Origin of the sequence: Kitasatospora sp. NPDC057692 (assembly GCF_042799475.1) — a bacterium.
Lineage (GTDB): Bacteria > Actinomycetota > Actinomycetes > Streptomycetales > Streptomycetaceae > Kitasatospora.
Map to the genome: position 1 here is coordinate 13378 of NZ_JBHVIV010000019.1, position 22575 is coordinate 35952.

Genomic DNA, 22575 nt, shown 5'->3' on the forward strand with positions numbered 1-22575 from the left:
GGCGGGGGACGGCCGGGGGCCGGTCGGGAGCGTGCTGCTCCCGACCGGCCCCCGGCCTGTCCGGTCCGTCTCCCCCGGGAGGGCGGCCGGTCAGTGCATCGCGACGCCGGCGGTGTCCTTCGGCAGGTCGGCGGCCTTGGCCTTGACCACGACGGCGGCGACCACGAAGGCGATGGCCGCCATCACGGCACCCACGATGAAGCCGTGCGAAATGCCCTGGGCGAGCACCTCGTTGGCCGCGGTGGTTCCCTTGGGGAACTCCTGCTTCTCCATCAGCCAGGCCTTCTGCTCCGGCGTGGCCGTGGCCATGAAGCCGGGCAGCTGCACCTTGGCCTCGCTGGTCGCGTAGTGCGCGAACACCGTGGTCAGGATCGACAGGCCGAGCGAACCGCCGATCTGCTGCATGGAGTTGAGCAGGCCGGAGGCGGCGCCGGTCTCCTGGCCGGAGACGCCGGCGACGGAGAGCAGCATCACCGGGACGAAGATCAGGCCCATGCCGAAGCCGAAGACCACCGTCGGGCCGAGGATGCCGTCCACGTAGCCGCTGTCCGCGTCCATGAAGGTCAGCCAGGAGAGCCCGATGGTGACCAGCAGCGCGCCGCCCGCCATGAACGGCTTCGGGCCGTACTTGGCCTGCAGGCTGGAGGCCAGCTGGGCGGCCACGATGATGGCCGCGCTGATCGGCATGAACGCGAAGCCGGCCTTGAGCGGGCTGTAGTCGAGCGGTCCCTGCACGAACAGGGTGATGTAGAAGAAGATGCCGAACATGGCGGCGGCCACGCAGAGCATCATCACCAGTCCGCCGGTGCGGTTCCGGTCGGCGAACAGCTTCAGCGGGGTGATCGGCTGCTCGGTCCGGGTCTCGATGACCACGAACGCGGCCAGCAGGATCAGACCGGCGGCGAAGGAGCCGAGCGTGAGCCCGTCCGACCAGCCGTCCGAGGCGGCGCGGATGAAGCCGTAGACCAGGCCGACCAGGCCGAGCGTCGAGGTCAGGGCGCCGGGCAGGTCGAAGCGGCCCGGGTGGCGCTCCGACTCGGCGATGTAGCGCGGCGCGGCGACGGCGATCAGCACGGCGATCGGCACGTTGACGAAGAACACCCAGCGCCAGTCGAGGTACTCGGTGAGCACGCCGCCGGCCAGCAGGCCGATCGCGGCGCCCGAACCGGCCACCGCGGAGAACACGCCGAAGGCCCGGTTGCGTTCGGGGCCCTCGTCGAAGTTGGTGGCGATCAGGGCGAAGGCCGTCGGGGAGCAGATCGCCCCGCCGATGCCCTGGAGCGCGCGGGCGGCCAGCAGCATGCCGCCGTCCTGCGCGAAGCCGCCGAGCAGCGAGGCCAGGCCGAACAGCAGCGTGCCGGCGATGAACACCCGGCGCCGGCCGAGGATGTCGCCCGCGCGCCCGCCGAGCAGCAGCAGGCCGCCGAAGGTCAGCGTGTAGGCGTTGATCACCCACGACAGGTTGGTGGTGGAGAAGTCGAGCGCGTCCCTGATCTGCGGCAGGGCGATGTTCACGATGGTGGCGTCGAGCACCACCATCAACTGCGAGGCCGCGATGACGGCCAGGGTGATGCCCTTGCGGCCGCTGGTTCTCCCTCGCGGTGGAGAGTTCTTGCTGAGCGTGTCGGAGATAGCCAAGTTGATGCCCCCTGCTGGCTACTGCTTCTGATGTCGCGGACCCGGAGGTCCGGCGCGGCCCGCGGCGTCCCGCGGGCTATGAAGGAACGGTATCGTTCACTAGTGTGGACAATAGCGCTGAATAGTTTATGAACGCAAGCGTTCCTTAGGGTTGGTGACGATGGATCAGTTGGTGCGGCGGCAGGCGGCGGACCGCTCGGCGCGCCCTCCGGCGGGGCAGACGGGACAGTCGGCTCCCGAGCCCGCGCGGGCCTCCTGCCCCGTGCAGGTCGTTGCCGCGGCCCTGGGGCGGCCGGCCCGGCGGCGGGGGAAGGAACTGGAGGTGGCGATCTTCGAAGCGACGCTCGATCAGCTCACCTCCGGCGGATTCGCGCGGCTGACGATGGAAGGGGTCGCCGCCGCCGCGCGGACCGGGAAGGCCGCGCTGTACCGGCGCTGGGCGTCCAAGGTGGAACTGGTCATCGACGCCCTGGACGCCACTCTGCCACGCCCCACCGACACCCCGGCCCTCGGGTCCGCCCGGGCGGAACTGCACTACCTCGTCGAGAGTTTCGTCTCCGTCTCGCGCTCCCGGGCGGGCGGTGCGATGAGCGCGGTGATGGCCGAGCTGGACCACGAGCAGGCGGAGCTGTTCAAGGACTTCCTGGCCCAGCGGATGCTGGAGCCGACCAAGGGCGTGATCCTGGACATCCTGCGCCGGGGCGCCGAGCGCGGTGACGTCCGCCCGGACGCCGCCAGCCCGGTGGTCGCCGACGTCGCGCCGGCGATGCTGCTGTACCGGATCAAGGTCTGCGGCCGCCAGGTCGGCCCCGAGTTCGTCGACCAGCTGGTCGACGAGGTGCTGGTGCCCTTGATCCGGCCGTGAGCGGGGTGCGCGGGCGGGTGGCATAGGCTGGAGTCCGACCAGCTGAACGGACCCCGCCATGCCCATCGTCCCGCCGACGCACTCCGTCGAGCGCTCGCTGCGCCGCGCCGGCGCCAAGGTCGTCGTCGGCCTCGACGAGGTCGGGCGCGGAGCCTGGGCCGGGCCGGTCACCGTGGGGGCGGCCGTCACCGGCCTGCGCCGGGCCCCGGAAGGGCTGACCGACTCCAAGCTGCTCACCGGACTCCGTCGCCGGGCGCTCGCGCCCGTGCTCGCCGACTGGGTCACCGCGTACGCGCTCGGCCACGCCTCGGCGCAGGAGTGCGACGAGCTCGGGATGACCGCCGCGCTGCGGCTGGCCGCGGTCCGGGCCCTGGAGGCGCTCCCGGTGGAGCCGGACGCCGTGATCCTCGACGGCAAGCACGACTACCTCGGCGGCCCCTGGCGGGTGCGGACGGTGATCAAGGGCGACCAGTCGTGCATCTGCGTGTCCGCCGCCTCGGTGCTCGCCAAGGTCCACCGCGACGGCCTCATGGCCGACCTCGGCGAGGCGCACCCCGAGTTCGGCTTCGCCGACAACGCCGGCTACCCGTCCCCGGTCCACCGGGCGGCGCTGGAGGAGTTCGGGCCGACCGAGCACCACCGCCTTTCCTGGTCCTATCTCGACGGGCTGCCCGAGTGGCGCCACCTGAAGCGGGTCCGGACGGTTTCCGGGCCCGGCGGACCGGGCTCCGAGGAGTCCGTCGGCGAACAGCTCGCACTCGGTTTCTGACGGTACGTCTGGAAACTCCCGAGGTGGTCCGCCGGGCTCGCGGTCCCAATGGGTGGGGCGCCCGTGCGCGTCCGACCGGCATTTGATAGATATCCGGGTATGCCTGTCTTCCCCGAGGAGCCGGAGATCAGCGAGAGCCTCCCGGGCCCCGGCGTTCCCAGCCCCCGCGAGTCGGACGCACAAGCCCTCCGCACGCCGGCCGCCGGCGGCGCGACCACCGCCGTACCGCCGTCCGCCGGTGCCGCGCCGGCCCCGGTGCCGGGCCCCCGCCCCGCACCGCCGCGGCCGGCGGCACCGCGTGCGGCGGCCGCGCGGGCGGACCGTCCGGGGCCTTCGCCGCGCCCGAACCCGACCCCCAAGCCCAGCCCTCCGCGACCCGCGCCCCGCCCGGCGCCGGTCGAGGTCCGGCACGTCCCCGCCGCCGAGGCGGAGGCGCTGGACCGCGCGGACGAGACCGTCGACCTGCTGCTGGACGCCGGCCGCGACCCCGGCGCCATCCTGGTGCTGACGGTCGGCTCGGCGCACCCCTGGCAGCAGCACGAGCTCTCCTTCGGCGAGGAGCGCTACTGGGCGCAGCTCGCCGAGGGTGGCGACGTGTTCTACGCCGACGCCGGACTGACCCGCCCGGTCCGCCGCCCGGTGGTCGTGCTGGCCGTCAACGGCGGCCCGGCCGACCGCGCCGCCGCGGCGTACGCCAAGGCGCTGCAGCACGCCGAGGCGCTGCTGGTGGTCTGCGGCGGAGCCGACCCGGCCACCGTCGGCGGGTCGCGCGCGGCCGCCGGCGCCCGCACCCCCCGCAGGCTTCCCGCCTGAGACCCACGGCGGACCCGCGAGTCCTGGAGTCACCGGACCTGAAGGGGCCGGAGCCGACCCGAACCGACCCGAACCGACCCGACCTGACCGGATCTGACCGGATCCGGCGAGCGCGACTGGCCCGGTGCCTCTCCTGGTGCCGGGCCTCGGCGTCTCCGGGGGGGGCGCCGGTGTTCGGGGAGGCCGGGGGCGCGGCGGGGCGCGGGTACCCGTCGCGGGCCGCCGCGGACCGCGAGCGGGTGGACGGACGGTCAGCGGGTGCCGGTGCGCCGGGCCGGTTCGATCGCGGTGACCCGGGCGGGTCCCCACGGGCGCTCGGACTGGCGGGACCGCGGCGACCGCTCGGCGCGCTGCGGCCGCTGGCCGCGCGGGGCGGGCTGCGTCGTCCGCGGCGGCAGCTCCGTCACGGTGTGGAGCGGCCCCTCCGACCACGACCCCGCGTGCGGATTCCGTCCGCTCCGCCCGTCGCCGAGGATCTGCCAGCCGGCCGGGGTCAGCGCGACGTACGCCCCGCAGCGCAGCCCGTGCAGGCCGGCCGCGTCCCGCAGGGCCCACATCCAGGCGCCGTCCTGCTCCGTCCAGCCGGTCGCGCCCTCGCGGCAGCGCAGCAGGACGGCGGTCCGCTTCGCGGTGGGCAGCCGCAGGTCGTGCGGGGTGACCTGGCGCAGGTGGGTGAGGACCGCGTTGCGGTGCTGCCAGCCGTCCGTGTCGTGCGGCCAGGGGGTGAACGAGGCCGAGGCGGTCACCCGGTGCAGCGGGTCCAGGACGGCGACCACCACCGTGCCGGGCTGGGGCAGATGGCGCTGGTGCAGCTCCAGGACGAATTCGCGCGGATCGCGGAGCAGCGGGATCCCGGAGGCCGTCCAGGCCTCCAGATCGAGCACCCGTCTGGGGGCCGAACTCCGGGCGAGGGGATACTGACCTCGGTCGATTCCGCTGATCACGACCCTCCTTCCCGACCCACGGGCTCGCGGGTGCCTGCGTACGCCAGAGGCACGATCCAAAGGACCAGGCTCCGGGTACGGTCCAATTCTCAGGGCAGATGGGGTGGAGCGGCAACGATGAAATGATGAACGCCGCCCGAAAGCCAACGTTCTGCCGGATATATTCCACGGTCGCCCGGAACCGGTCCGTACACCGTCGGACCGTGATCCGGCCGGACCGGAGGGCACTGTGAAGCCTCACGAACACCGTTGTTCCTCCTTCCCGCGGCGAACTCCCGTGATCTCCCCGCCCGCCCGTTCGACGGTTCCGGCCGGTGCGGAGACGGCCCGGTGCCCGTGAATTGCTCCATTCCGGTGAAGCGGTCCCGTCGACGCGGGACGGCGGTCAGCCCTGGACCCCCAGCACCAGCGGCAGCACCGCGCCCGCTCCGGCACGGCGCAGCAGCCGGGCGGCCACGGTGACCGTCCACCCGGAGTCCACCAGGTCGTCGACCAGCAGCACCGGCCCGCCGGCGGCCGCCACCGCCGAGGCCGTCTCCGGCGGCAGGACCAGCGCGCCCGCCACCGAGTTCAGCCGCTGGGCGCTGTTGCTGCGCGAGCCGTGCGGCGGCTGCCCGGTCGCGTACTCGATCCGCCCGAGCAGCGGCAGCCGCCCGATCTCGGCGATCCTGGCACCGAGGCTGCCGACCAGTCGGGGCCGGCTGGCGGAGGCCATCGTCACCACGCCGACCGGCCGCTCCAGCCGGGCGCCGTCGGCCGCGGCCGGGCCCGCCCAGCCGCCCGGCCCGCGCGCCCAGTCGGCCAGCACGGTGACCAGGGCGTCCACCGCCTCGCCGGGGACCGGCCCGTCCGGGGCCTGGTCGTTGAGCAGCGCGCGCAGCCGGGTGCCCCAGCCGATGTCGGAGAGCCGACCGAGCGCCCGGCCCGTCTCGGCCTGCTCGCCGGCCGGGATGCGGCCCTTGAGCGGGACGCCCAGCGCGTCCATGCCGGTGGGCCAGAGCCGGCGCGGCTCGAAGCCGACGCCCGGGCGGCCGAGCGCGGCCCGGGCGGCCTCCAGGGCCTCCGGCGAGACCTCCGGCCCGTGCAGCGGCCCGGCGCAGTTGTCGCACCGGCCGCATGGCGCCGCCTGCTCGTCGTCCAGCTGGCGGCGCAGGAACTCCATCCGGCAGCCGGTGGCCGCCGCGTACTCGCGCATCGCCCGCTGCTCGGCCTCCCGGGAGGCGGCCACCTTGGCGTAGCGGGCGCCGTCGTACTCCCAGCTCCGGCCGGTGGCCGTCCAGCCGCCCTTGACCCGCCGCACGGCGCCGTCCACGTCGAGGACCTTGAGCATGGTCTCCAGCCGGGTGCGGCGCAGGTCCACCCGCGGCTCCAGCGCGGCGGTGGAGAGCGGCCGGCCGGCCTCGGCGAGCGCGTCGATGGTCCGCCGGACCTGCTCCTCGGGCGGGAAGGCGAGCGAGGCGAAGTAGCGCCAGATCGCCTCGTCCTCGCGGCCGGGCAGCAGCAGCACCTCGGCCCGGTCGACCCCGCGCCCGGCCCGGCCGACCTGCTGGTAGTAGGCGATCGGGGAGCTGGGGGAGCCCAGGTGGACGACGAAGCCGAGGTCCGGCTTGTCGAAGCCCATGCCGAGCGCGGAGGTGGCGACCAGCGCCTTGACCCGGTTGGCCAGCAGGTCGGCCTCGGCGGTGCGGCGCTCGGCGTCCTCGGTGCGGCCCGAGTAGGAGGCCACCGTGAAGCCGCGTTCGCGCAGGAAGGCCGTCACCTCGTCGGCGGCGGCGACCGTGAGGGTGTACACGATGCCGGAGCCGGGCAGCCGGTCGAGGTGGTCGGCGAGCCAGGCCAGCCGGTGCGCCGGGTCGGGCAGGGTCAGCACGCCGAGGGTGAGGCTCTCGCGGTCGAGCGGGCCGCGCAGCACGAGCGCGTGCTCGTCGCCCGCGCCGGTGCCCAGCTGCTCGGCGACGTCCGCGGTGACCCGGGAGTTGGCCGTGGCGGTGGTGGCCAGTACCGGGACGCCCGGCTGGAGCTCGGCGAGCATGGTGCGCAGCCGGCGGTAGTCGGGGCGGAAGTCGTGGCCCCAGTCGGAGATGCAGTGGGCCTCGTCGACCACCAGCAGGCCGGTGGAGGCGGCGAGCTTGGGGAGCACGTGGTCGCGGAAGTCCGGGTTGTTCAGCCGCTCGGGGCTGACCAGCAGGACGTCCACCTCCCCGGCGGTGACCTCGGCCTGGACGGCGTCCCACTCGTCGGTGTTGGCGGAGTTGATGGTGCGGGCGCGGATGCCGGCCCGGGCCGCCGAGTCCACCTGGTTGCGCATCAGGGCGAGCAGCGGGGAGACGATCACGGTCGGACCGGCGCCGCGTGCCCGCAGCAGCGCGGTGGCGATGAAGTAGACGGCGGACTTGCCCCAGCCGGTGCGCTGCACCACCAGGGCCCGGCGGTGGTCGACGACCAGGGCCTCGATGGCCGTCCACTGGTCCTCGCGGAGGGTGGCGCCGGGGCCGGCCAGCTCGCGCAGGACGGCCTCGGCCCGCGCCCGGACCTCGGCGCGGTCGGCGGCGGTGGCGGTGGTGTGGGTCTTCGGCTGCTGCATGGCCCCCATGTAACCCCGAGGAACCGACACGGGGCGAACGGCGGCGGTCGGGGAGCGGGCGGAGCGGGGAGGCGTTTCATCCGTTCTTCTGCTGAACGGCAGCCGTTTTTCCCCCGGGAGAGTGGCTCGGCGATACGCCGTTCGAGGGAGGAGTTATTCACAGGCCGGGTTTGTCCACAGGTTCGGAGGAGGTTTCCGGAGGGTCCGGAGAAATGCGGCAGCCTTCGGGCCATGACCGACACGCGCATCGCTCTTCCCTTCGGCGACGGCCCCGACGGCCGTCCGATCACCATGCGGGGCCCGGCCGACATGGCCGAGGTGCTGCCCTACCTGCTCGGCTTCTTCCCCGACGACAGCATCGTCGCGGTCGGCCTCCAGCCGCCCGGCCTGCACCAGGGCGGGGTGATCCGGCTGGACATCCCCGAGTCGGCCGAGGAGTGGCCGGCCGCCGCCGAGGAGACGGCCGCCCTCCTCGTCGGGCTCTCCGAGCGGCAGGCCCGCAGACCGGTCCAGGTCCTCCTCTACCTCTGCCAGGATCCCGCCGGGCCGGGGCCGGCGGGCGGCACGGCCCGCCGGTGGCGGAGCGGCTGCGCCCGCTCGCGGAGCGGTTGCAGCAGGCCTTCGAGGGCCGCGGGGTGCGGGTCAAGGAGTCGCTGTGCGTCTCGGCGGGCCGCTGGTCGTCCTTCCTCTGCACGCGGCAGGGGTGCTGCGATCCGGCGGGGCACCCGATCCGGCGGACGCCCGGTCCCGGTCCGGTCGCGGTGGCGGCGACCGTGGCCGGCCTGGCGCCGCGCGGCAGCCGCCGGGAGATCCTGGCCGGGCTGGCCCCGGTCGGCCCGCCGGCGGCGGAGGCCGTGCGGAGCGCGCTGGCCCGGGCCGGGGCCCGGCCCGCGCCGGGGCGGCGGCCGTCGATCGACCGGCGGGGGCACGAGGAACTGCTCGACGCGGCGGTCGCCGAGTTCATGGCCGGGGCCACGGCGCTCGACGACGACCGGGCGGCGCGGCTACTGCTGGCGCTCCAGGACCGGATCATCCGGGACCGCGCGGCCGAGTACGCCAGACCGGACGAGCTCGCGTCCGTCCAACGGCTCTGGCGGTTCCTGGCCACCCGCTGCGTGGCGCCCTACGAGAGCTGCGCCGCGCCGCCGCTCACCCTGCTGGCCTGGGCCTCGTGGGTCGCGGGGGACGACGCCACCGCGCGGGTGGTGCTCGGCCACACGCTCCGCCACCACCCCTCCTACCTGCTGGCGCAGCTGCTGTACGAGTCCCTGAACGGCGGCTTCGCGCCGGACACGCTGCTGGCGAGCGTGGAGGAGGAGCGCCGCCGCCGGACCGGGCGGGAGGAGCGGGAGCGGGCGTCGGCCGAGGCGTCGGCCGAAGGCGAGTCGGCGGAGGCCGGGCCGCCGTCGGCGCCGCCCCCGCCGGTCCCCGCCGCCGGTGGGGGCGTTCCCGGGACGGCTCGTCGTCGGGGCCGTCGGCGGCGCGGCCGTCCGGTCACGGGGGCGGCGGAGGCGGAGGGCGCGGCGACCGGCGGGGCCGGGGCGGGGCGGGCCTCCGAGGAGGAGGCGGGCCCCGACCGCCCGTCCGGGGCGCCGCCCGGGCGGAGCGGTACGGGTGCCGCCGGCGGCGGTGGGAGCACCGGGGCCCGCACCGCGCGGGTGCGGTGCAGGGCGGCCGGTACCCGCGCGGTCACCGGGCCGACGGCGGGGTGCCGGCCGCCGGAGCGGCCGCGCGGCCCGCGCGCGACACGGATCGCCCGCCCGGTCCCCCGGCCGTCGCCCTCCCCGGCGGGCGGCTGCCGGTGGGGCCGGTTCCGGGGCGCGCGCGGCGCGGGGGCGGAACGCCATGGCCGCTGACGTCCCGGCGGTCGCGGTGGGCGGGACGGGTCCGCCCCGCCCGCCCGCCGCGGCCGGTGGCGGTGCCGGCCTCGGCGGCGCGCTACGCCTCGCCGCGCGCCATCGCGATCAGGCGGTCGAGCACCTTGCCCCCGCTGACCCGCAGGCCGTCGTGCTCCCACTCGTTGGTGATCCAGGTCCGCAGCCCCCGCACGGACCGCGCGGTCTCCAGCGAGTGGGCGGTGTCGACGTACATGTCGTCGTGGTAGACCGCTGCCACGACCGGCACCTCGTTCGCCGCCAGCCGGGCGGGGTCGTAGAGGTCGGGCCAGTCGGTGCGGGCGGCGAGCAGCTCCGCCGTCCCCTTCAGCGGGCGCAGCGCCGGGTCGGTGTCGAACATCCAGGGGTAGATCATCTCCCCGGTGAACAGCACCGGCGCGTCCGACTCCAGCGCGGCCCGGGCGTCGAACTCCGGGAACTCCGCGCGGACGCGCGCGGCGGACCAGCCGGTGCCGGCCGGGTCCACCGAGCGCTGGCCGTAGATCGACTCGTGCAGGACGGCGTAGAGCGGGCCCTGCGCGAAGGAGAGCTGCGCCTGGGCGCCGGCGAGGAAGGTGTCGGAGAGCTCGGGGCCGACCGCACCCTCCACCCAGGCCTCCTCCAGCAGGTAGTGGAGGGTCCCGGAGCCGCTGCCGCCGCCGAGCAGCAGCCCGAGCGCCTGGAACGCCTCGACGGTGAGCCGCCCGCCGTCGGGCAGGACGGCGGGGGCGTCGGCCAGGTGCGCGGCGATCCGCCGCACCGCCTCGACGTCCTGCGGGAAGCGCGCGTAGTGGTCCTCGTTCTTGCGGACGACGCGCGGGTAGGCGGCGCGGTAGACGTCGTCGGCGGAGCTGCGCAGCCCGGCCAGGCCGCCGGTGATGAAGGCCTGGTCCAGTCCCTCGGGAGCGACGGAGAGGTATGTGAGGGTGCAGAAGCCGCCGAAGCTCTGACCGAGCACGCTCCACCGGCGGTCGTCGCCGAGCAGCCGGCGGCGGATCAGCTCGGCGTCCCGCACGATCGCATCGGCCCGGAAGTGCGCCAGGTAGTCGGCCTGCTCCTTGGCGCCGCCCCGCCGCGCCAGCGTCTGCCGGGTGGCGGGCGTGGACCGCCCGGTGCCGCGCTGGTCGAGCAGGAGCACCCGGTAGTCGTCGAGCGCGCGCTCCAGCCAGCCGTCCCGGCCCAGCGGACGGCCGGCCTTGCCGCCCGGGCCGCCCTGGAGGAACAGCAGCCAGGGCAGGCCGGTGTCCTCGCGGCGGCCCGAGGCGACCACCTCGCGGGCGTACACCTCGATCTGCTCGCCCTGCGGGGCGGCGTGGTCGAGCGGTACCTGGAAGACGTGGTCGGTGAAGGCAATCCCGGGCAGCCGGCTGGCGGTGGACATACAACTCCTCGGTCTCTGCTGGTCACAGCCGTCGCATCGGCCCCGGACGGGGTTGCCGGTGGCGGGGCCGCGACCCCCGCACCGTATCCTGGCCGCGGCCCGGGGCCGCCCCGGCGGCCACCGCCCGCGACCGCCCACCCGGCGGCCCGTGCCTCCGGGCACGGTGGCCCGGCGGCGGCAGCGGTTCGGGCGGGAACCGGACCACGGCCGCCCGGTGGGCGTGACCTGCCACCGGTCTGCGGCGTTCACCCCCGGGGGCTTGTGCCCGGGCGCCGGCCGCGCCGCGGGGGACGGGGCCCCGGTGCGGGCGGGCCGCGGGGCCCGGGAGGCGCGCCGGACGGTACGGCGCGGACGGCACGCGGACGGCCGGGCGCGACCACGCCCGGGAACGCACGGCGCGGGGCCGGTACCGGTTCGGTACCCGGCACCGCTTGGCACGGCCCGGCACCGGGTACGGCCAGACACGGCACAGCGGTCGGCGGGGCGTCCGCCGGACCGGTACCAGCACGCACGCGATCGAACATGCTCGCGGCCCACGGCCCTGACCGGCCACCGGACCGCCGAGGGGAGGAGAGTCCGGTGACCGCGATGAGGCCGCCACAGGCCACGCCCGCCGAGAGCGTGGTCGGCGCGCCGAGACCGGCCGGTCGGCCGGAGCAGGCCCAGCCGGCCGGCCCCGGCGGCCCGTCCCGGCCCGCGCCGCCGCGCCCGCAGCCGGCCGCCACCCACCACGCGGTGCTCTGCGTGAACGCGCCCGCGATGGCCGCCTCGGGCCCCGACGGCCAGCTGCGCGGGCACGGTCTGCACGGCTTCTACCGCTCCGGCGTCCGGGTGGTGGCCCGGATGGAGCTGCGCCTCGGTGGCGTCGAGCCGCTTCCGCTCCAGGGCACCCTGACCTCGGCGGCGCAGGCCCGCTTCCTGGGCGCCGTCCGCGTCCCCGGCGACCTCGACCCGGACCCGGCGCTCACCGTCGAGCGGCTGCGCCACGCCGACGGCGTCGAGACCGTCACGGTGCGCAACGCCGGCAGCCGTCCGGTCCGGCTGCCGCTGGAGATCGCGCTCGGCACCGACCTCGGCCCGGTCGGCGAGATCGCCACCGGCCACCGGCCACCGGACCTGCCCGGCCAGGTGCAGTCCGCCGGGCTGCGCTGGGCGGGGCCGACCCACAGCGCCGCGGTCAGCGCCCAGCCCTCGCCGCACGCCGTGCTGGCCGGAGCCGGTGTGCTGCGCTGGGACCTGGAGGTCCAGCCGGGCGCGCGCTGGTCGGTCGAGCTGCGGGCCGTGCTGGAGAGCACCGTGCCCGCCCCGCGTCCGCCGGGCGGCCGCGGCACCGGGGTCCCGCTCCCGTGGGCCGAACCCGAGGTGCGCTGCGACGACACGCGCGCGGGTCTGGTGGTGTCGCGCTCCCTCGACGCCCTCGGCGGACTGCTGTTCGCGGACCCCGACCGGCCCACCGACCTCTACCTGGCCTCCGGTGCGCCCTGGCGGTTCGGCCTCGCCCCGGCCGACGCGCTCTGGGCGGCCCGGCTGACCCTGCCGCTCGGCACCCGGCTCGCCGCCGGCACCCTGCGCGCCCTGGCCCGCCGTCAGCAGCCGGCCGGCGCCCCCGGCCAGGGGCCCCACCGCACCGAGGGGCTGCTCCCCGGCGCGCTGCGGCACGGCGGTCCCGAGCTTCCGCCGACCTGCACCGCCACCGAGGCGACCCTGCTGTTCGTCACCGTGCTGGCCGAGGCCTGGCGCTGGGGCCTGCCCCGGGCGGAGGCCGCCGAACTCCTCCCGGCCGCCGAGCGGGCGCTCGGAGCGCTGCGCGACGGCCTGGTGGACGGCTTCGTGACCGACCTGAGCCGTCCGGTCGAGGAGCGGTCGGCCCAGCCGGTGCCGGCCCGCGCCGAGGTGCAGGCCCAGGCGCACCGGGCCGCCCTGCACGGCGCCGACCTCCTGGACGCCTTCGGCCGGCCCGGCGCGGAGGAGTGGCGCGACTGGGCGGCCGCCCTGCGCGGCCGGTTCCGCGAACGGTTCTGGGTGGACGACCTCTCCGGCGGCCGTCCCGCGGCCGGGCTCGCCCCGGGAGGGCGGCCGCTGCCCGCCGTCGCCGCCTCGCTGGTCCACCTCCTCGACCCCGGCCTCGCCGCCGACGGCGGCCGGCACGAGAGCCTGCTGGAGCGCGAGCAGACCAGGCTGCTCGCCCAGCGGCTGGCCGCGCCCGAACTCGACAGCGGCTGGGGGCTGCGCACCCTCAGCGCCAAGTCGCCCCGGTTCAACCCGCTGGGCCACCGCAGCGGGGCGGTGCGGGTGCACGAGACCGCCCTCGCCGTCGCCGGGCTCGCGGAGGCCGGCTACGAGAACGAGGCCGGGGCCCTGCTGGAGGGCCTGCTCGGCGCCGCCGCCCACTTCGAGGGCCGGCTGCCCGAGATGTACGCGGGGGAGCAGTGGACGCCCGGCAGTCCGCCGGTGCCGCATCCGGGGGCCTGCCGGCCGGCGGCGGTCTCGGCCGCCGGGGCCGCGCACGCGGTGTTCGCGCTCGCCGGGGTCCGGCCGGACGTCCCCGGCGGGCGGGTGCTGGTCCGCCCGGCCAGCACGGCGCCGCTCGGGGAACTGGAACTGACGGGGCTGCGGGTGGCCGGTGAGCCGTTCTCGGTGCGGGTCAGCCGGATCGGCGTGGCGATGGTCGAGGAGGCGTCCGCCGAACTCCAGTTGGTGGCCCGCTGACGCCGCCTCCGCCTCCGCCGCCGCCCCCGCTGCCGTCTCCGCCCGCGGCGCCCGCGCGCGGGGCGGACGGCGGCAGGGGCCGCCGCAGCACGGCCCGTACGCGGGCCTGTGCTTATCGTCAGAGAGACGACTATGATCGTCGCCATGTCGCGTTATGACCCGTCGGCCTTCCCCCCGTTCGCAGTCACGGTCGACCTGGTCGTGCTGACGGTGCGCGAGCACGCGCTCTGCGCCCTGCTGGTCCGCCGTGGCGAGCCGCCCTACCAGGGCTACTGGGCGCTCCCCGGGGGATTCGTGCGCCCCGACGAGGGACTGGCCGAGGCCGCCTCGCGGGAGCTCGCCGAGGAGACCGGCCTGCGCGCCTACTCCGCCCCCGGCCACGACGCGGCCGCGCCCGGCACCGCCGGTGCCCACCTGGAACAGCTCGCCACCTACGGCCACCCCCAGCGCGACCCCCGGATGCGGGTGGTCAGCGTGGCCTACCTGGTCCTCGCGCCCGATCTGCCGACCCCGCGCGCCGGCGGCGACGCCAGCAGCGCCCGCTGGGCCCCGGTCACCGAACTCCTCGGCCCCGACCAGGTCGACGGCGTCCCGCTCGCCTTCGACCACGGGCTGATCCTGGCGGACGGGGTGGAGCGGGCCCGCTCCAAGATCGAGTACTCCTCCCTCGCGACGGCCTTCTGCTCGCCCGAGTTCACCGTCGGCGAGCTGCGCCGGGTCTACGAGGCGGTCTGGGGCGTGGTCCTCGACCCGCGGAACTTCCACCGCAAGGTGACCGGCACCCCGGGCTTCCTGCTGCCCTCGGGCGGAACGACGACCCGTCAGGGCGGGCGCCCGGCGCAGCTGTTCACCTCCGGCGGCGCCAATGTGCTCAACCCGCCGATGCTGCGCCCGGAGTCCTGAGCCGCCGCGGCGGGTGGTCCTGACGTCTCGGTCGCAGGATCGGATTGTCCCCTGATCGGGTGAGGTGTGCGGGCGGTGCGCCCGTGCCGCTCCCGCAATGCCCGGAATCGCCGGTGCGGACCCCTAATGTGCTGGCGCGGAACCGTGCGGAGGCGACCCTGCGCCGTGCGGACCAGGTCGGCCGAGGGCATGGGAGCAGCCAGCGATGATCCAGATCACCGGACTGACCAAGGTCTACCGCCGGGGAGCCCCACCGGCGGTGCTGGATCTGACCTTCGAGGCCCGCCCGGGCACGGTGACGGCGCTGCTCGGCCCCGAGGGGGCGGGCAAGTCGACCGCGCTGCGGCTGATGGTGGAACTCGAACGGGGCCGGGGCGTCACCCTGTTCGCCGGCCGCACCTACCGCCGGCTGCGGCGGCCCGAGCACGAGGTCGGCGTGGTCCTGGCCGGACCGGGCGGCACGAGCGGCGCCGCGGACCACGCCGGCCACCCCGACCGGAAGGCCCGGGGCCACCTCCGGATGCTGGCCGCGGCCGTCGGGGTGCCGGTCCGGCGGGCCGACGAACTCCTCGAACAGATCCGGCTGGCGGCCGTCGCCGACCAGCGCCTGCGCACCTTCTCGCCCGGGATGCACCGGCGGCTCGCCCTCGCCGCCGCACTGCTCGGCGAGCCCGGCACCCTGCTGCTGGACGCGCCCACCGAGGGGCTCTCCCCGCGCAACGTGGAGTGGTTCCACTCCTTCCTGCGCTCCTTCGGCGCCGCCGGCGGCACGGTGCTGGCCACCACCCGCTCCCCGCAGGAGGCCGCGCGGTTCGCCGACCGGGTGATCACCCTGGACGAGGGCCGGATGGCGGCCGACCAACCGGTGGCGGAGTTCCGGCGCACCCGGATCAGCCCCGAGGTCGCCGTCCGGGGCCCGCAGATGGCCCGGCTCGCGGACCTGCTGACGGGCCACGGCGCACAGGTCCGCCGGGACGGCGGGGCCGGGCTCGCGGTGGCCGGGATCGGGCGGACCGAGATCGGCGAACTCGCCTACCGGCACGGCATCCTGCTGCACGAACTCGCCGACCGGGCGGTCGAGCAGCCCGCCCCGCGGGCCGCCCTGCCGGCCGGCTCCGGGCGGTCCGGCCACCTCCGGGTGCAGGCCGGCCCCGGCTCGGCCCGCCCCTCGGGGAGCCGGGCGGCGGGGGCCGCCGCGAAGGAGCGGCCGCCGGAGCGGGCGACCGCACCGGCCTCGGCCGAACAGACGATGGCGATGGCGGTGGCCCAACGGTCGCCGGCGGACGACCGGCCGGCGACGGGGAAGCCGGCCCCGGACGGGACGGCACCGGAGAGGACCGTCCCGGACGCCGCCGCACCGGACACGGCGCCCGCCGCCGACCGGGACCGGGGCCCCGCGCCGACCCTCGCCCTCCCGGTCGCGGCGGTCGCCGGTCTCTCGGCCGCGACCGCGCTGTCCGCGCTCACCGCCCGAAGCGGGATCCGGGCGGTCCCCCGGCGCCCGGCCACCGGAGGCGGGCGGACCCGGCCACCGGCCGGGGGGAGGCACGGGAGCGCCGAGAACGGGGCCGGAGTCGGAGTCGGAGCCGGAGTCGGCGGTGTCGGAGTCGGGAAACAGCAGGAGGACGAGGAGCCCTCGCCGACCGTCGCCGTGGACCGGCTCTTCCGGGACGGGCTGAGCGGCCTCTCCCGCCCGGTGGACGGCCGCCCCGGCGGGGAAGCGGAGCCGAGGGCCGACGACACCATCCGCCTGGGCCGTGTCGTGCACCCCGCCCCCGAGCACCCCGCCCCCGAGCACGCCGGCGTCGAGCGGCAGGCCGCCGAGCACCCGGGGGCGGACCGGGGCGGCGTCGCCGTTCCCGTGACCTCTGACCTTCGGAGCGAGTGAAGCGTGCGAGTTCTGGCCTACGAGCTGCGCCGGGTGCGCGGCCTGCGTTCGACCTGGCTGCTGCTCGGCCTGGTCCTGCTCTGCGACGCCGTGGTCGCCGGTCTGCTGGCGGCCCGGACGTCCGACGGGGAGCTCGGCGGTGCGGCGGCGGTGCGGCTGCTGACGGCGGCGGTGCCCCTGCTGCCGCTGCCCTTCGCGGCGCTGGGCGCCGGACTGCTGGGCGCGCTGTCGTACGGGCAGGAGGTGCGGCACCCGGGGCTGCCGGCCTCGCAGGTGGGCTATCCGCGCCGGGTCCGGCTGCTGGCGGGCAAGCTGCTGGTGACCGGTGCGATCGCGGCGCCGCTGGCCCTGGTGACGCTGCTGGTCGACGCGGCGACCGTGCACCTCGCGCTCCCGGCCGGGGTGACGGTCGCGGCCGCCGCCGACCCGGCCGCGCTGTCGGACCGGGTCGCGCGGGTACTGGCCGCGGCCGGCGCGGGTGGGTTCGGCGAGCTGCCGGGGGTGCCGGCGCCGCTGGCCCTGGGGGCCGGGCACGGGGCGCCGGCCGCGCTGCTGGCGTTCGTCCTGCTGGTGGTCGTGGCGGGCTGGACCGGGGTGCTGGCGGCCGCGCTGACCCGGAGCACGGCGGCCGGGGTGCTGCTGCTCTGCGCGCTGCCGCCGCTGCTGGAGTCCGGGGTGGCGCTGGTGCTGCGGCGGACCGGGACGGCCTGGCCGCCCCGGGCGGCGGAGCTGCTGCCGTTCCACTCCGGGATCGAGTGGGCGTACGGATGGGTGTACGGCGGGGGCCGCCGGGTTGCGGAGAGCGGCTCGGTGCTCTCCGATCCGGCGCTGCTGGCCGCGGTGGCGGTCCCGGCCCTCGTGTTGCTGCTGGTCACCCTGGCGGTGCAGGTCAGGCGCCGGGCGCTGTGAACCGCGGCCCGTCGGGGCGGTTCGTCAAGATCGACCAAGGGTGACCGCAATGCGAGCTTCGCCCTGATAAGAAGTCAATTATCCAGTCACGGTCGATCACCCTTTCGTGTGCTTTTCACGAGAATTCTCAAGCTGCGCCCGCCGATCGCCGACAAAGGAGCTGTGAACACCCTTGCGCACCCCACCATGACCCCCGCCCGCTCCGCCGACGGGGCCATCCCCGGCCCCGCCGACCTGGACCGCTTCTCCTACGCCGACCGGCCCACCCCGCCGGCGCCCCGTTGGGAGGGCGCCGAGTCGGACCTCGCCCGGGTCGGCCGCAAGACCACCAGCAGCCGTGGCCGCGGCCTGCACGGCCAGCTCGTCCAGCAGCTCGGCCAGATGATCGTCTCCGGCGACCTCGGCGCCGACCGGCCGCTCGTCCCCGAGGAGATCGGCCAGCGGTTCGAGGTCTCCCGCACCGTCGTCCGCGAGTCGCTGCGGGTGCTGGAGGCCAAGGGCCTGGTCAGCGCCCGGCCCAACGTCGGCACCCGGGTCCGTCCGGTCAGCGACTGGAACCTGCTCGACCCGGACATCATCGAGTGGCGCGCCTTCGGCCCGCAGCGCGACGAACAGCGCCGGGAGCTGTTCGAGCTCCGCTGGGCGATCGAGCCGCTGGCCTCCCGGCTGGCCTCCGGCCACGGCCGGGAGGACGTCCAGCAGCGGCTGGCCGAGCTGGTCGAGATCATGGGGCACGCCTGCGCCCAGGCGGACCTCGCCACCTACGCCCGCGCCGACGCCGAGCTGCACGGCCTGGTCCTGCAGCTGGCGGGCAACCGGATGCTGGAGCACCTCTCCGGGATCGTCGCCTGCGCGCTCCAGGTGTCCGGCGGTCCGGCCACCTCCTGCGAGCGGCCCTCGGAGCCCTCGGTCGGGCTGCACGCCCGGCTGGTGGACGCGCTCGGCACCGGTGACGGCACCGCCGCCGAGACCGCGATGCGGGCGCTGCTCACCGTCCACCCCGAGATCGAGCCCTCCGTCCCGGCGCCCCGGGAGCACTGAGCGGACCGTTCGGCGACCGGGCGCCGCAACCCCCGCCCCGCGACCCGTTCACGGACCGCCCCGTCATGATCCGTCCGACCGCGACCGTCCCGCGGCTTCCCGCCGCTCCCTCCGCGACCCCGGCCCTCCGGCTGCCGTTACGGTGCAGCCGGGGGGCCTCCGCACGCGTGCCCGGGGACGCTCCCCGAGCATTGAGTGTCGTGTCCATGGGGAACGATTCCGTCGCGGGTGGGGGATGATGTAAGCCGGCCCCGGGCCGCGGCCGCCATCCGGTGTGACCCGCGACACGAAGGCCATGCGTAACACTTGACGAGTAGCAGCGATGTGTCCTGAGCGGAAGCAGCTCCGGAATACCCCAACATGTCAGAATGCTGTGTTGGTCTGCGGCGCTGCTGCCGTCCTGCAAACCCAGTCCTCAAGCCCGAGTCGGTCGGAATCGACACCGCGTGCCCGACGCGCGATCTCCTTCCCCGCCCGCTCGGGCGGCCGGTACGGGTTCGAGTCCACTCATCGTCCGAGAGGTTGTTCGTGTCGGCCAGCACATCCCGTTCGCTTCCCCCCGAGATCGCCGAGTCCGCGGCTCTGCTGGCGCTCATCGAGCGGGGCAAGGCCCAGGGGCAGATCGCCGGTGACGACGTGCGCCAGGCGTTCGAGGCGGACCAGATCCCGGTCACCAAGTGGAAGAACGTCATGCGCAGCCTCAACCAGGTGCTGATTGAGGAGGGGGTGGACCTCATGGTCAGCGCGGCCGAACCGGCCGGCGCCAAGCGCAAGAGCGTTGCTGCCAAGAGCCCCGCCAAGCGCACGGCGACCAAGGCGGTCACCACCCGGACCCCGGCCGCTCCGTCGGCCCCGACCAAGCCGCCCGTGCGCATCGCGCCCGGTGCGACCATCTCCACCCCGGCGGTCGCGGCCGCCGCCGCGCCGGTCAGCACGGTGTCCGCCGAGATCACCGCCGAGTCGGCCCCGTCCGTCGCCGAGGCGAAGTCGGCCCCGGCGAAGAAGGCCGCGCCGGCCAAGAAGGCCGCCGCCAAGAAGACCGCCGCGCCGGCCAAGAAGACCGCCGCCAAGAAGACCGCCGCCGGCAAGACGGCCAAGGGCGACGAGGAGCTGCTCGGCGAGGAGGAGCTGCTGGAGGAGGTGGCCCTGCCGGGCGACAAGCCCGGTACCGAGGGCGACGCTCCGGAGGAGGAGTCGGAGGGCTTCGTCCTCTCCGACGACGACGAGGACGACGCTCCGGCCCAGCAGGTGGCGGTCGCCGGTGCCACCGCCGACCCGGTCAAGGACTACCTGAAGCAGATCGGCAAGGTCCCGCTGCTCAACGCCGAGCAGGAGGTCGAGCTCGCCAAGCGGATCGAGGCCGGCCTGTTCGCCGAGGACAAGCTCTCGGCCGCCGACAAGCTCGCCCCCAAGCTCAAGCGCGAGCTGGAGATCATCGCCGAGGACGGCCGCCGCGCCAAGAACCACCTGCTGGAGGCCAACCTCCGCCTGGTGGTCTCGCTGGCCAAGCGCTACACCGGTCGCGGCATGCTCTTCCTGGACCTCATCCAGGAGGGCAACCTCGGTCTGATCCGTGCGGTCGAGAAGTTCGACTACACCAAGGGCTACAAGTTCTCCACCTACGCGACCTGGTGGATCCGCCAGGCGATCACCCGCGCGATGGCCGACCAGGCCCGCACCATCCGTATCCCGGTGCACATGGTCGAGGTCATCAACAAGCTGGCCCGCGTCCAGCGCCAGATGCTCCAGGACCTGGGCCGCGAGCCCACTCCGGAGGAGCTGGCCAAGGAACTCGACATGACCCCCGAGAAGGTCATCGAGGTCCAGAAGTACGGTCGCGAGCCCATCTCGCTGCACACCCCGCTGGGCGAGGACGGCGACAGCGAGTTCGGTGACCTCATCGAGGACTCCGAGGCGGTCGTCCCGGCCGACGCGGTCTCCTTCACCCTGCTCCAGGAGCAGCTGCACTCGGTGCTGGACACCCTGTCCGAGCGCGAGGCGGGCGTGGTCTCGATGCGCTTCGGCCTGACGGACGGTCAGCCGAAGACGCTGGACGAGATCGGCAAGGTGTACGGGGTCACCCGTGAGCGCATCCGCCAGATCGAGTCGAAGACCATGTCCAAGCTGCGTCACCCGTCGCGCTCCCAGGTGCTGCGCGACTACCTGGACTGATCACCGTCCGACCACCGGTACCGGTCACCGGTGCCGACCGGAAGGCCCGGAGCCCCGCGCTCCGGGCCTTCCGGCTGTTCGGGGCGGGTGGGTGTCAGCGTCCGGGTGGCCGTTGTCCCTCGTCCGGGTGGCGGTGCGGCGGCGAGCGGTCGCGGACCGTATCCGGTCACCTACGCTGTGCCGGTTGCCTGCTGCCGAGCCACCTGGAGACACGGTGTCGCCCACCCCGGACCGTCCGGACCGCGCCGACCTGCCGATCCCCGCGCCCGCCGTCGCCCCCGTCGACGCGCCCGCCGGGTCCGGCGCACCCGATCCCGCGGGCCGGGTGTCCCGGCGGCGCCGGGCCGCCGCGCTGGCGCTGCTGGCCGCACTGCCCGCGCCGCTGCTCGTCCTCGGTCCGGCCGCCCCGGCCGCCCAGGCCCGGCCGCAGGGCCGGATCGTCGGTGGCGAGGCGGTGAGCACGGGCGACCATCCGTGGGTGGTCGCGCTGTCCAGCCGCCAGCAGTTCGGCTCCGGCCGCTCGGGGCAGTTCTGCGGGGGAGCGCTGGTCACCCCGACCAAGGTGGTCACCGCGGCGCACTGCTTCTACGACGAGTCCACCGGGCGGCAGGTGGACCGGCCCGGCCTGCGGGTGGTGGTCGGCCGGGACGACCTGAGGGGCTCGGCCGGCCAGGAGGTGGCGGTGCGCGGCGTCTGGGTCCACCCCGACTACTCCTTCACCACCAACATGAACGACGTGGCGGTGGTCACCCTGAGCGAGTCGCAGCCGGGCCGGCCGCTGATCGATCTGGTCGGCCAGGGCGAGACGGAGTCGTACCGGCCCGGGACCAGGGCGCAGGTGTACGGCTGGGGTGACACCACCGGCCACGGCGACTACTCGCCCTCGCTGCGCGGTGTGGACGTGCCGATCGTGCCCGACCAGGCCTGCGCGCAGGCCTACCCGGGCGGCCCGGACGGGCGGTTCGACGCCCGGGGCATGGTGTGCGCGGGCGAGCAGCGGGGCGGCAGGGACGCCTGCCAGGGGGACAGCGGGGGCCCGCTGGTGGTCGCCGGCCGGCTGGCCGGGCTGGTCTCCTGGGGGACCGGCTGCGCGGAGGCCGCCCACCCGGGCGTCTACACCCGGATCTCCTCGGTCGCCGGCGCGGTGCGCGCCGTCCTGTAACCGGACGGGCACCCGGTGTTGACCGTTCGGGCGGCGGCCGGCAGGGGCGGTCGGAGTCGGTCGGAGTCGATCCGGGAACGACGAAGCCGGGCGACCGGCCCCCGAAGGGGTGGTCACCCGGCTCACTCGGTCACGCGCGGTGCGCGACCGGACACACAGCTCGACGCTGGTTCCTGTGGGGCGCCGTGATCAGCGCTCGTCGTCGTTGGCCGTGGCGGACGTGCTGCCCAGGCGGCCGCTCTCGTCCTGTATCTCCACGGCGATCTTCTTGAGCTCGGGCTCGAACTTCCGGCCGTGGTGGGCGCAGAAGAGCAGCTCTCCGCCGCTGGCGAGTACGACGCGCAGGTAGGCCTGGGCGCCGCAGCGGTCGCAGCGGTCAGCCGCGGTGAGCGGGCTCGCAGGTGTCAGAACAGTAGTCACGTCGCCTCTTCTCTAGCTCGACGAGCTGTCGTACCAGGGTCAACATCCAACCAGGCCGAAAACGTTCCCGCTCGTGGCTTTTCTTCTCTGAGGATTCTGCTGTGTTGATGAGGACGTGCCCCGGGGGCCGGTGGTTCATGCGTACCGAATCCCAGGATCCGCCCGTCGCTCGAACGCCCGATCGGAACCGGATGTAAGAGTCCGCGTAGCATAATCCTCTGCTGGGTTGGAGCATAAGCCCCGTCCTGGGCCCCGGTAGCCTGCATAACGGCAGTTCCGGAGCCTGCGACCGGTCCCACGATCCGCCAGGAGCGGTGGTACCGGGAGGAGATGGAGCCCCGGCGTCCCCGATCCGGCACGACCCTTGTTCGCGGAGCGCGTACAAGCTGCGCGGGACCGGCCCGCCGTGCTGTGCACCCAGCGGAGGGGTGCGCACACGGAGGGGAAACGGCTGTCGGTGCGGTGTGCTGCACTGGCGGGCGGTCCGGACGTGTCCGGATGTG

General features: G+C 75.5%; 16 protein-coding genes. 11 read left to right on the forward strand and 5 right to left on the reverse strand.

Annotation, left to right across the window (positions count from 1 at the left end):
* Positions 1–90: 90 nt before the first annotated feature.
* Positions 91–1638: an MFS transporter gene (locus ACFVFS_RS13585; RefSeq protein WP_380623503.1), complete on the reverse strand. Its 1548-nt coding sequence runs from the start codon at positions 1636–1638 to the stop codon at positions 91–93.
* A gap of 322 nt (positions 1639–1960) precedes the next feature.
* On the opposite strand from ACFVFS_RS13585, the gene ACFVFS_RS13590 reads away from it, so the two are divergent.
* From ACFVFS_RS13590 to ACFVFS_RS13600, 3 genes are all read left to right on the forward strand, one after another.
* On the forward strand, positions 1961–2503 hold the full coding sequence (locus ACFVFS_RS13590; RefSeq protein ID WP_380623505.1) for a TetR-like C-terminal domain-containing protein: 543 nt from the start codon (positions 1961–1963) through the stop codon (positions 2501–2503).
* Between the two features lie 58 nt (positions 2504–2561).
* The gene (locus ACFVFS_RS13595; RefSeq protein ID WP_380623507.1) at positions 2562–3272 is read left to right on the forward strand and encodes a ribonuclease HII; all 711 of its coding nucleotides are present in this window, start codon (positions 2562–2564) and stop codon (positions 3270–3272) included.
* Positions 3273–3371: 99 nt separating this feature from the next.
* Positions 3372–4085, forward strand: coding sequence for a hypothetical protein (locus tag ACFVFS_RS13600; RefSeq protein ID WP_380623509.1), 714 nt, complete (start codon positions 3372–3374; stop codon positions 4083–4085).
* Positions 4086–4336: 251 nt separating this feature from the next.
* Here ACFVFS_RS13600 and ACFVFS_RS13605 read toward each other — a convergent pair whose 3' ends face one another.
* Positions 4337–5029, reverse strand: coding sequence for a hypothetical protein (locus tag ACFVFS_RS13605; protein ID WP_380623511.1), 693 nt, complete (start codon positions 5027–5029; stop codon positions 4337–4339).
* 385 nt (positions 5030–5414) lie between these two features.
* Entirely contained in the window at positions 5415–7622 is a 2208-nt protein-coding gene (locus ACFVFS_RS13610) for a RecQ family ATP-dependent DNA helicase (protein ID WP_380623513.1), read from the reverse strand.
* Positions 7623–7825: 203 nt separating this feature from the next.
* On the opposite strand from ACFVFS_RS13610, the gene ACFVFS_RS13615 reads away from it, so the two are divergent.
* A complete protein-coding gene (locus ACFVFS_RS13615) occupies positions 7826–9469 on the forward strand; it encodes a DUF4192 domain-containing protein (protein ID WP_380623515.1) in 1644 nt (547 codons plus the stop codon).
* 82 nt (positions 9470–9551) lie between these two features.
* On the opposite strand, the gene ACFVFS_RS13620 is transcribed toward ACFVFS_RS13615, so the two are convergent.
* The gene (locus ACFVFS_RS13620) at positions 9552–10868 is read right to left on the reverse strand and encodes an alpha/beta fold hydrolase (RefSeq protein WP_380623517.1); all 1317 of its coding nucleotides are present in this window, start codon (positions 10866–10868) and stop codon (positions 9552–9554) included.
* A gap of 588 nt (positions 10869–11456) precedes the next feature.
* Here ACFVFS_RS13620 and ACFVFS_RS13625 point away from each other — a divergent pair.
* The 7 genes from ACFVFS_RS13625 (at position 11457) to ACFVFS_RS13655 (ending at position 21652) form a co-directional block, all read left to right on the forward strand.
* Positions 11457–13577, forward strand: coding sequence for a glycogen debranching N-terminal domain-containing protein (locus tag ACFVFS_RS13625; RefSeq protein WP_380623662.1), 2121 nt, complete (start codon positions 11457–11459; stop codon positions 13575–13577).
* A 144-nt stretch (positions 13578–13721) separates the two neighbouring features.
* Positions 13722–14480, forward strand: a complete 759-nt coding sequence (locus tag ACFVFS_RS13630) for an NUDIX domain-containing protein (RefSeq protein WP_380623519.1) — start codon at positions 13722–13724, stop codon at positions 14478–14480.
* 205 nt (positions 14481–14685) lie between these two features.
* Positions 14686–16368, forward strand: a complete 1683-nt coding sequence (locus tag ACFVFS_RS13635) for an ATP-binding cassette domain-containing protein (RefSeq protein ID WP_380623521.1) — start codon at positions 14686–14688, stop codon at positions 16366–16368.
* A 3-nt stretch (positions 16369–16371) separates the two neighbouring features.
* On the forward strand, positions 16372–17277 hold the full coding sequence (locus tag ACFVFS_RS13640; RefSeq protein WP_380623523.1) for a hypothetical protein: 906 nt from the start codon (positions 16372–16374) through the stop codon (positions 17275–17277).
* A gap of 162 nt (positions 17278–17439) precedes the next feature.
* Positions 17440–18318 carry a FadR/GntR family transcriptional regulator gene (locus tag ACFVFS_RS13645; RefSeq protein ID WP_380623525.1) on the forward strand — a complete coding sequence of 293 codons (879 nt, stop codon included), beginning with the start codon at positions 17440–17442 and terminating at the stop codon, positions 18316–18318.
* A gap of 522 nt (positions 18319–18840) precedes the next feature.
* Positions 18841–20490 (forward strand): RNA polymerase sigma factor, encoded by a 1650-nt coding sequence (locus tag ACFVFS_RS13650; protein WP_380623527.1) that lies wholly within the window; start codon positions 18841–18843, stop codon positions 20488–20490.
* A 325-nt stretch (positions 20491–20815) separates the two neighbouring features.
* Positions 20816–21652, forward strand: coding sequence for a S1 family peptidase (locus ACFVFS_RS13655; RefSeq protein ID WP_380623664.1), 837 nt, complete (start codon positions 20816–20818; stop codon positions 21650–21652).
* Between the two features lie 189 nt (positions 21653–21841).
* On the opposite strand, the gene ACFVFS_RS13660 is transcribed toward ACFVFS_RS13655, so the two are convergent.
* Positions 21842–22072, reverse strand: a complete 231-nt coding sequence (locus ACFVFS_RS13660) for a hypothetical protein (RefSeq protein WP_380623529.1) — start codon at positions 22070–22072, stop codon at positions 21842–21844.
* Between the last annotated feature and the right edge of the window lie 503 nt (positions 22073–22575).

Bases quoted from the DNA above. Each gene is read 5' to 3' on its own strand.
- ACFVFS_RS13630 (WP_380623519.1), top strand. From the start codon at position 13,722: ATGTCGCGTTATGACCCGTCGGCCTTCCCCCCGTTCGCAGTCACGGTC.
- ACFVFS_RS13610 (WP_380623513.1), bottom strand. From the start codon at position 7,622: ATGGGGGCCATGCAGCAGCCGAAGACCCACACCACCGCCACCGCCGCC.
- ACFVFS_RS13625 (WP_380623662.1), top strand. From the start codon at position 11,457: ATGAGGCCGCCACAGGCCACGCCCGCCGAGAGCGTGGTCGGCGCGCCG.
- ACFVFS_RS13620 (WP_380623517.1), bottom strand. From the start codon at position 10,868: ATGTCCACCGCCAGCCGGCTGCCCGGGATTGCCTTCACCGACCACGTC.
- ACFVFS_RS13635 (WP_380623521.1), top strand. From the start codon at position 14,686: ATGATCCAGATCACCGGACTGACCAAGGTCTACCGCCGGGGAGCCCCA.
- ACFVFS_RS13615 (WP_380623515.1), top strand. From the start codon at position 7,826: ATGCGGCAGCCTTCGGGCCATGACCGACACGCGCATCGCTCTTCCCTT.
- ACFVFS_RS13595 (WP_380623507.1), top strand. From the start codon at position 2,562: ATGCCCATCGTCCCGCCGACGCACTCCGTCGAGCGCTCGCTGCGCCGC.
- ACFVFS_RS13600 (WP_380623509.1), top strand. From the start codon at position 3,372: ATGCCTGTCTTCCCCGAGGAGCCGGAGATCAGCGAGAGCCTCCCGGGC.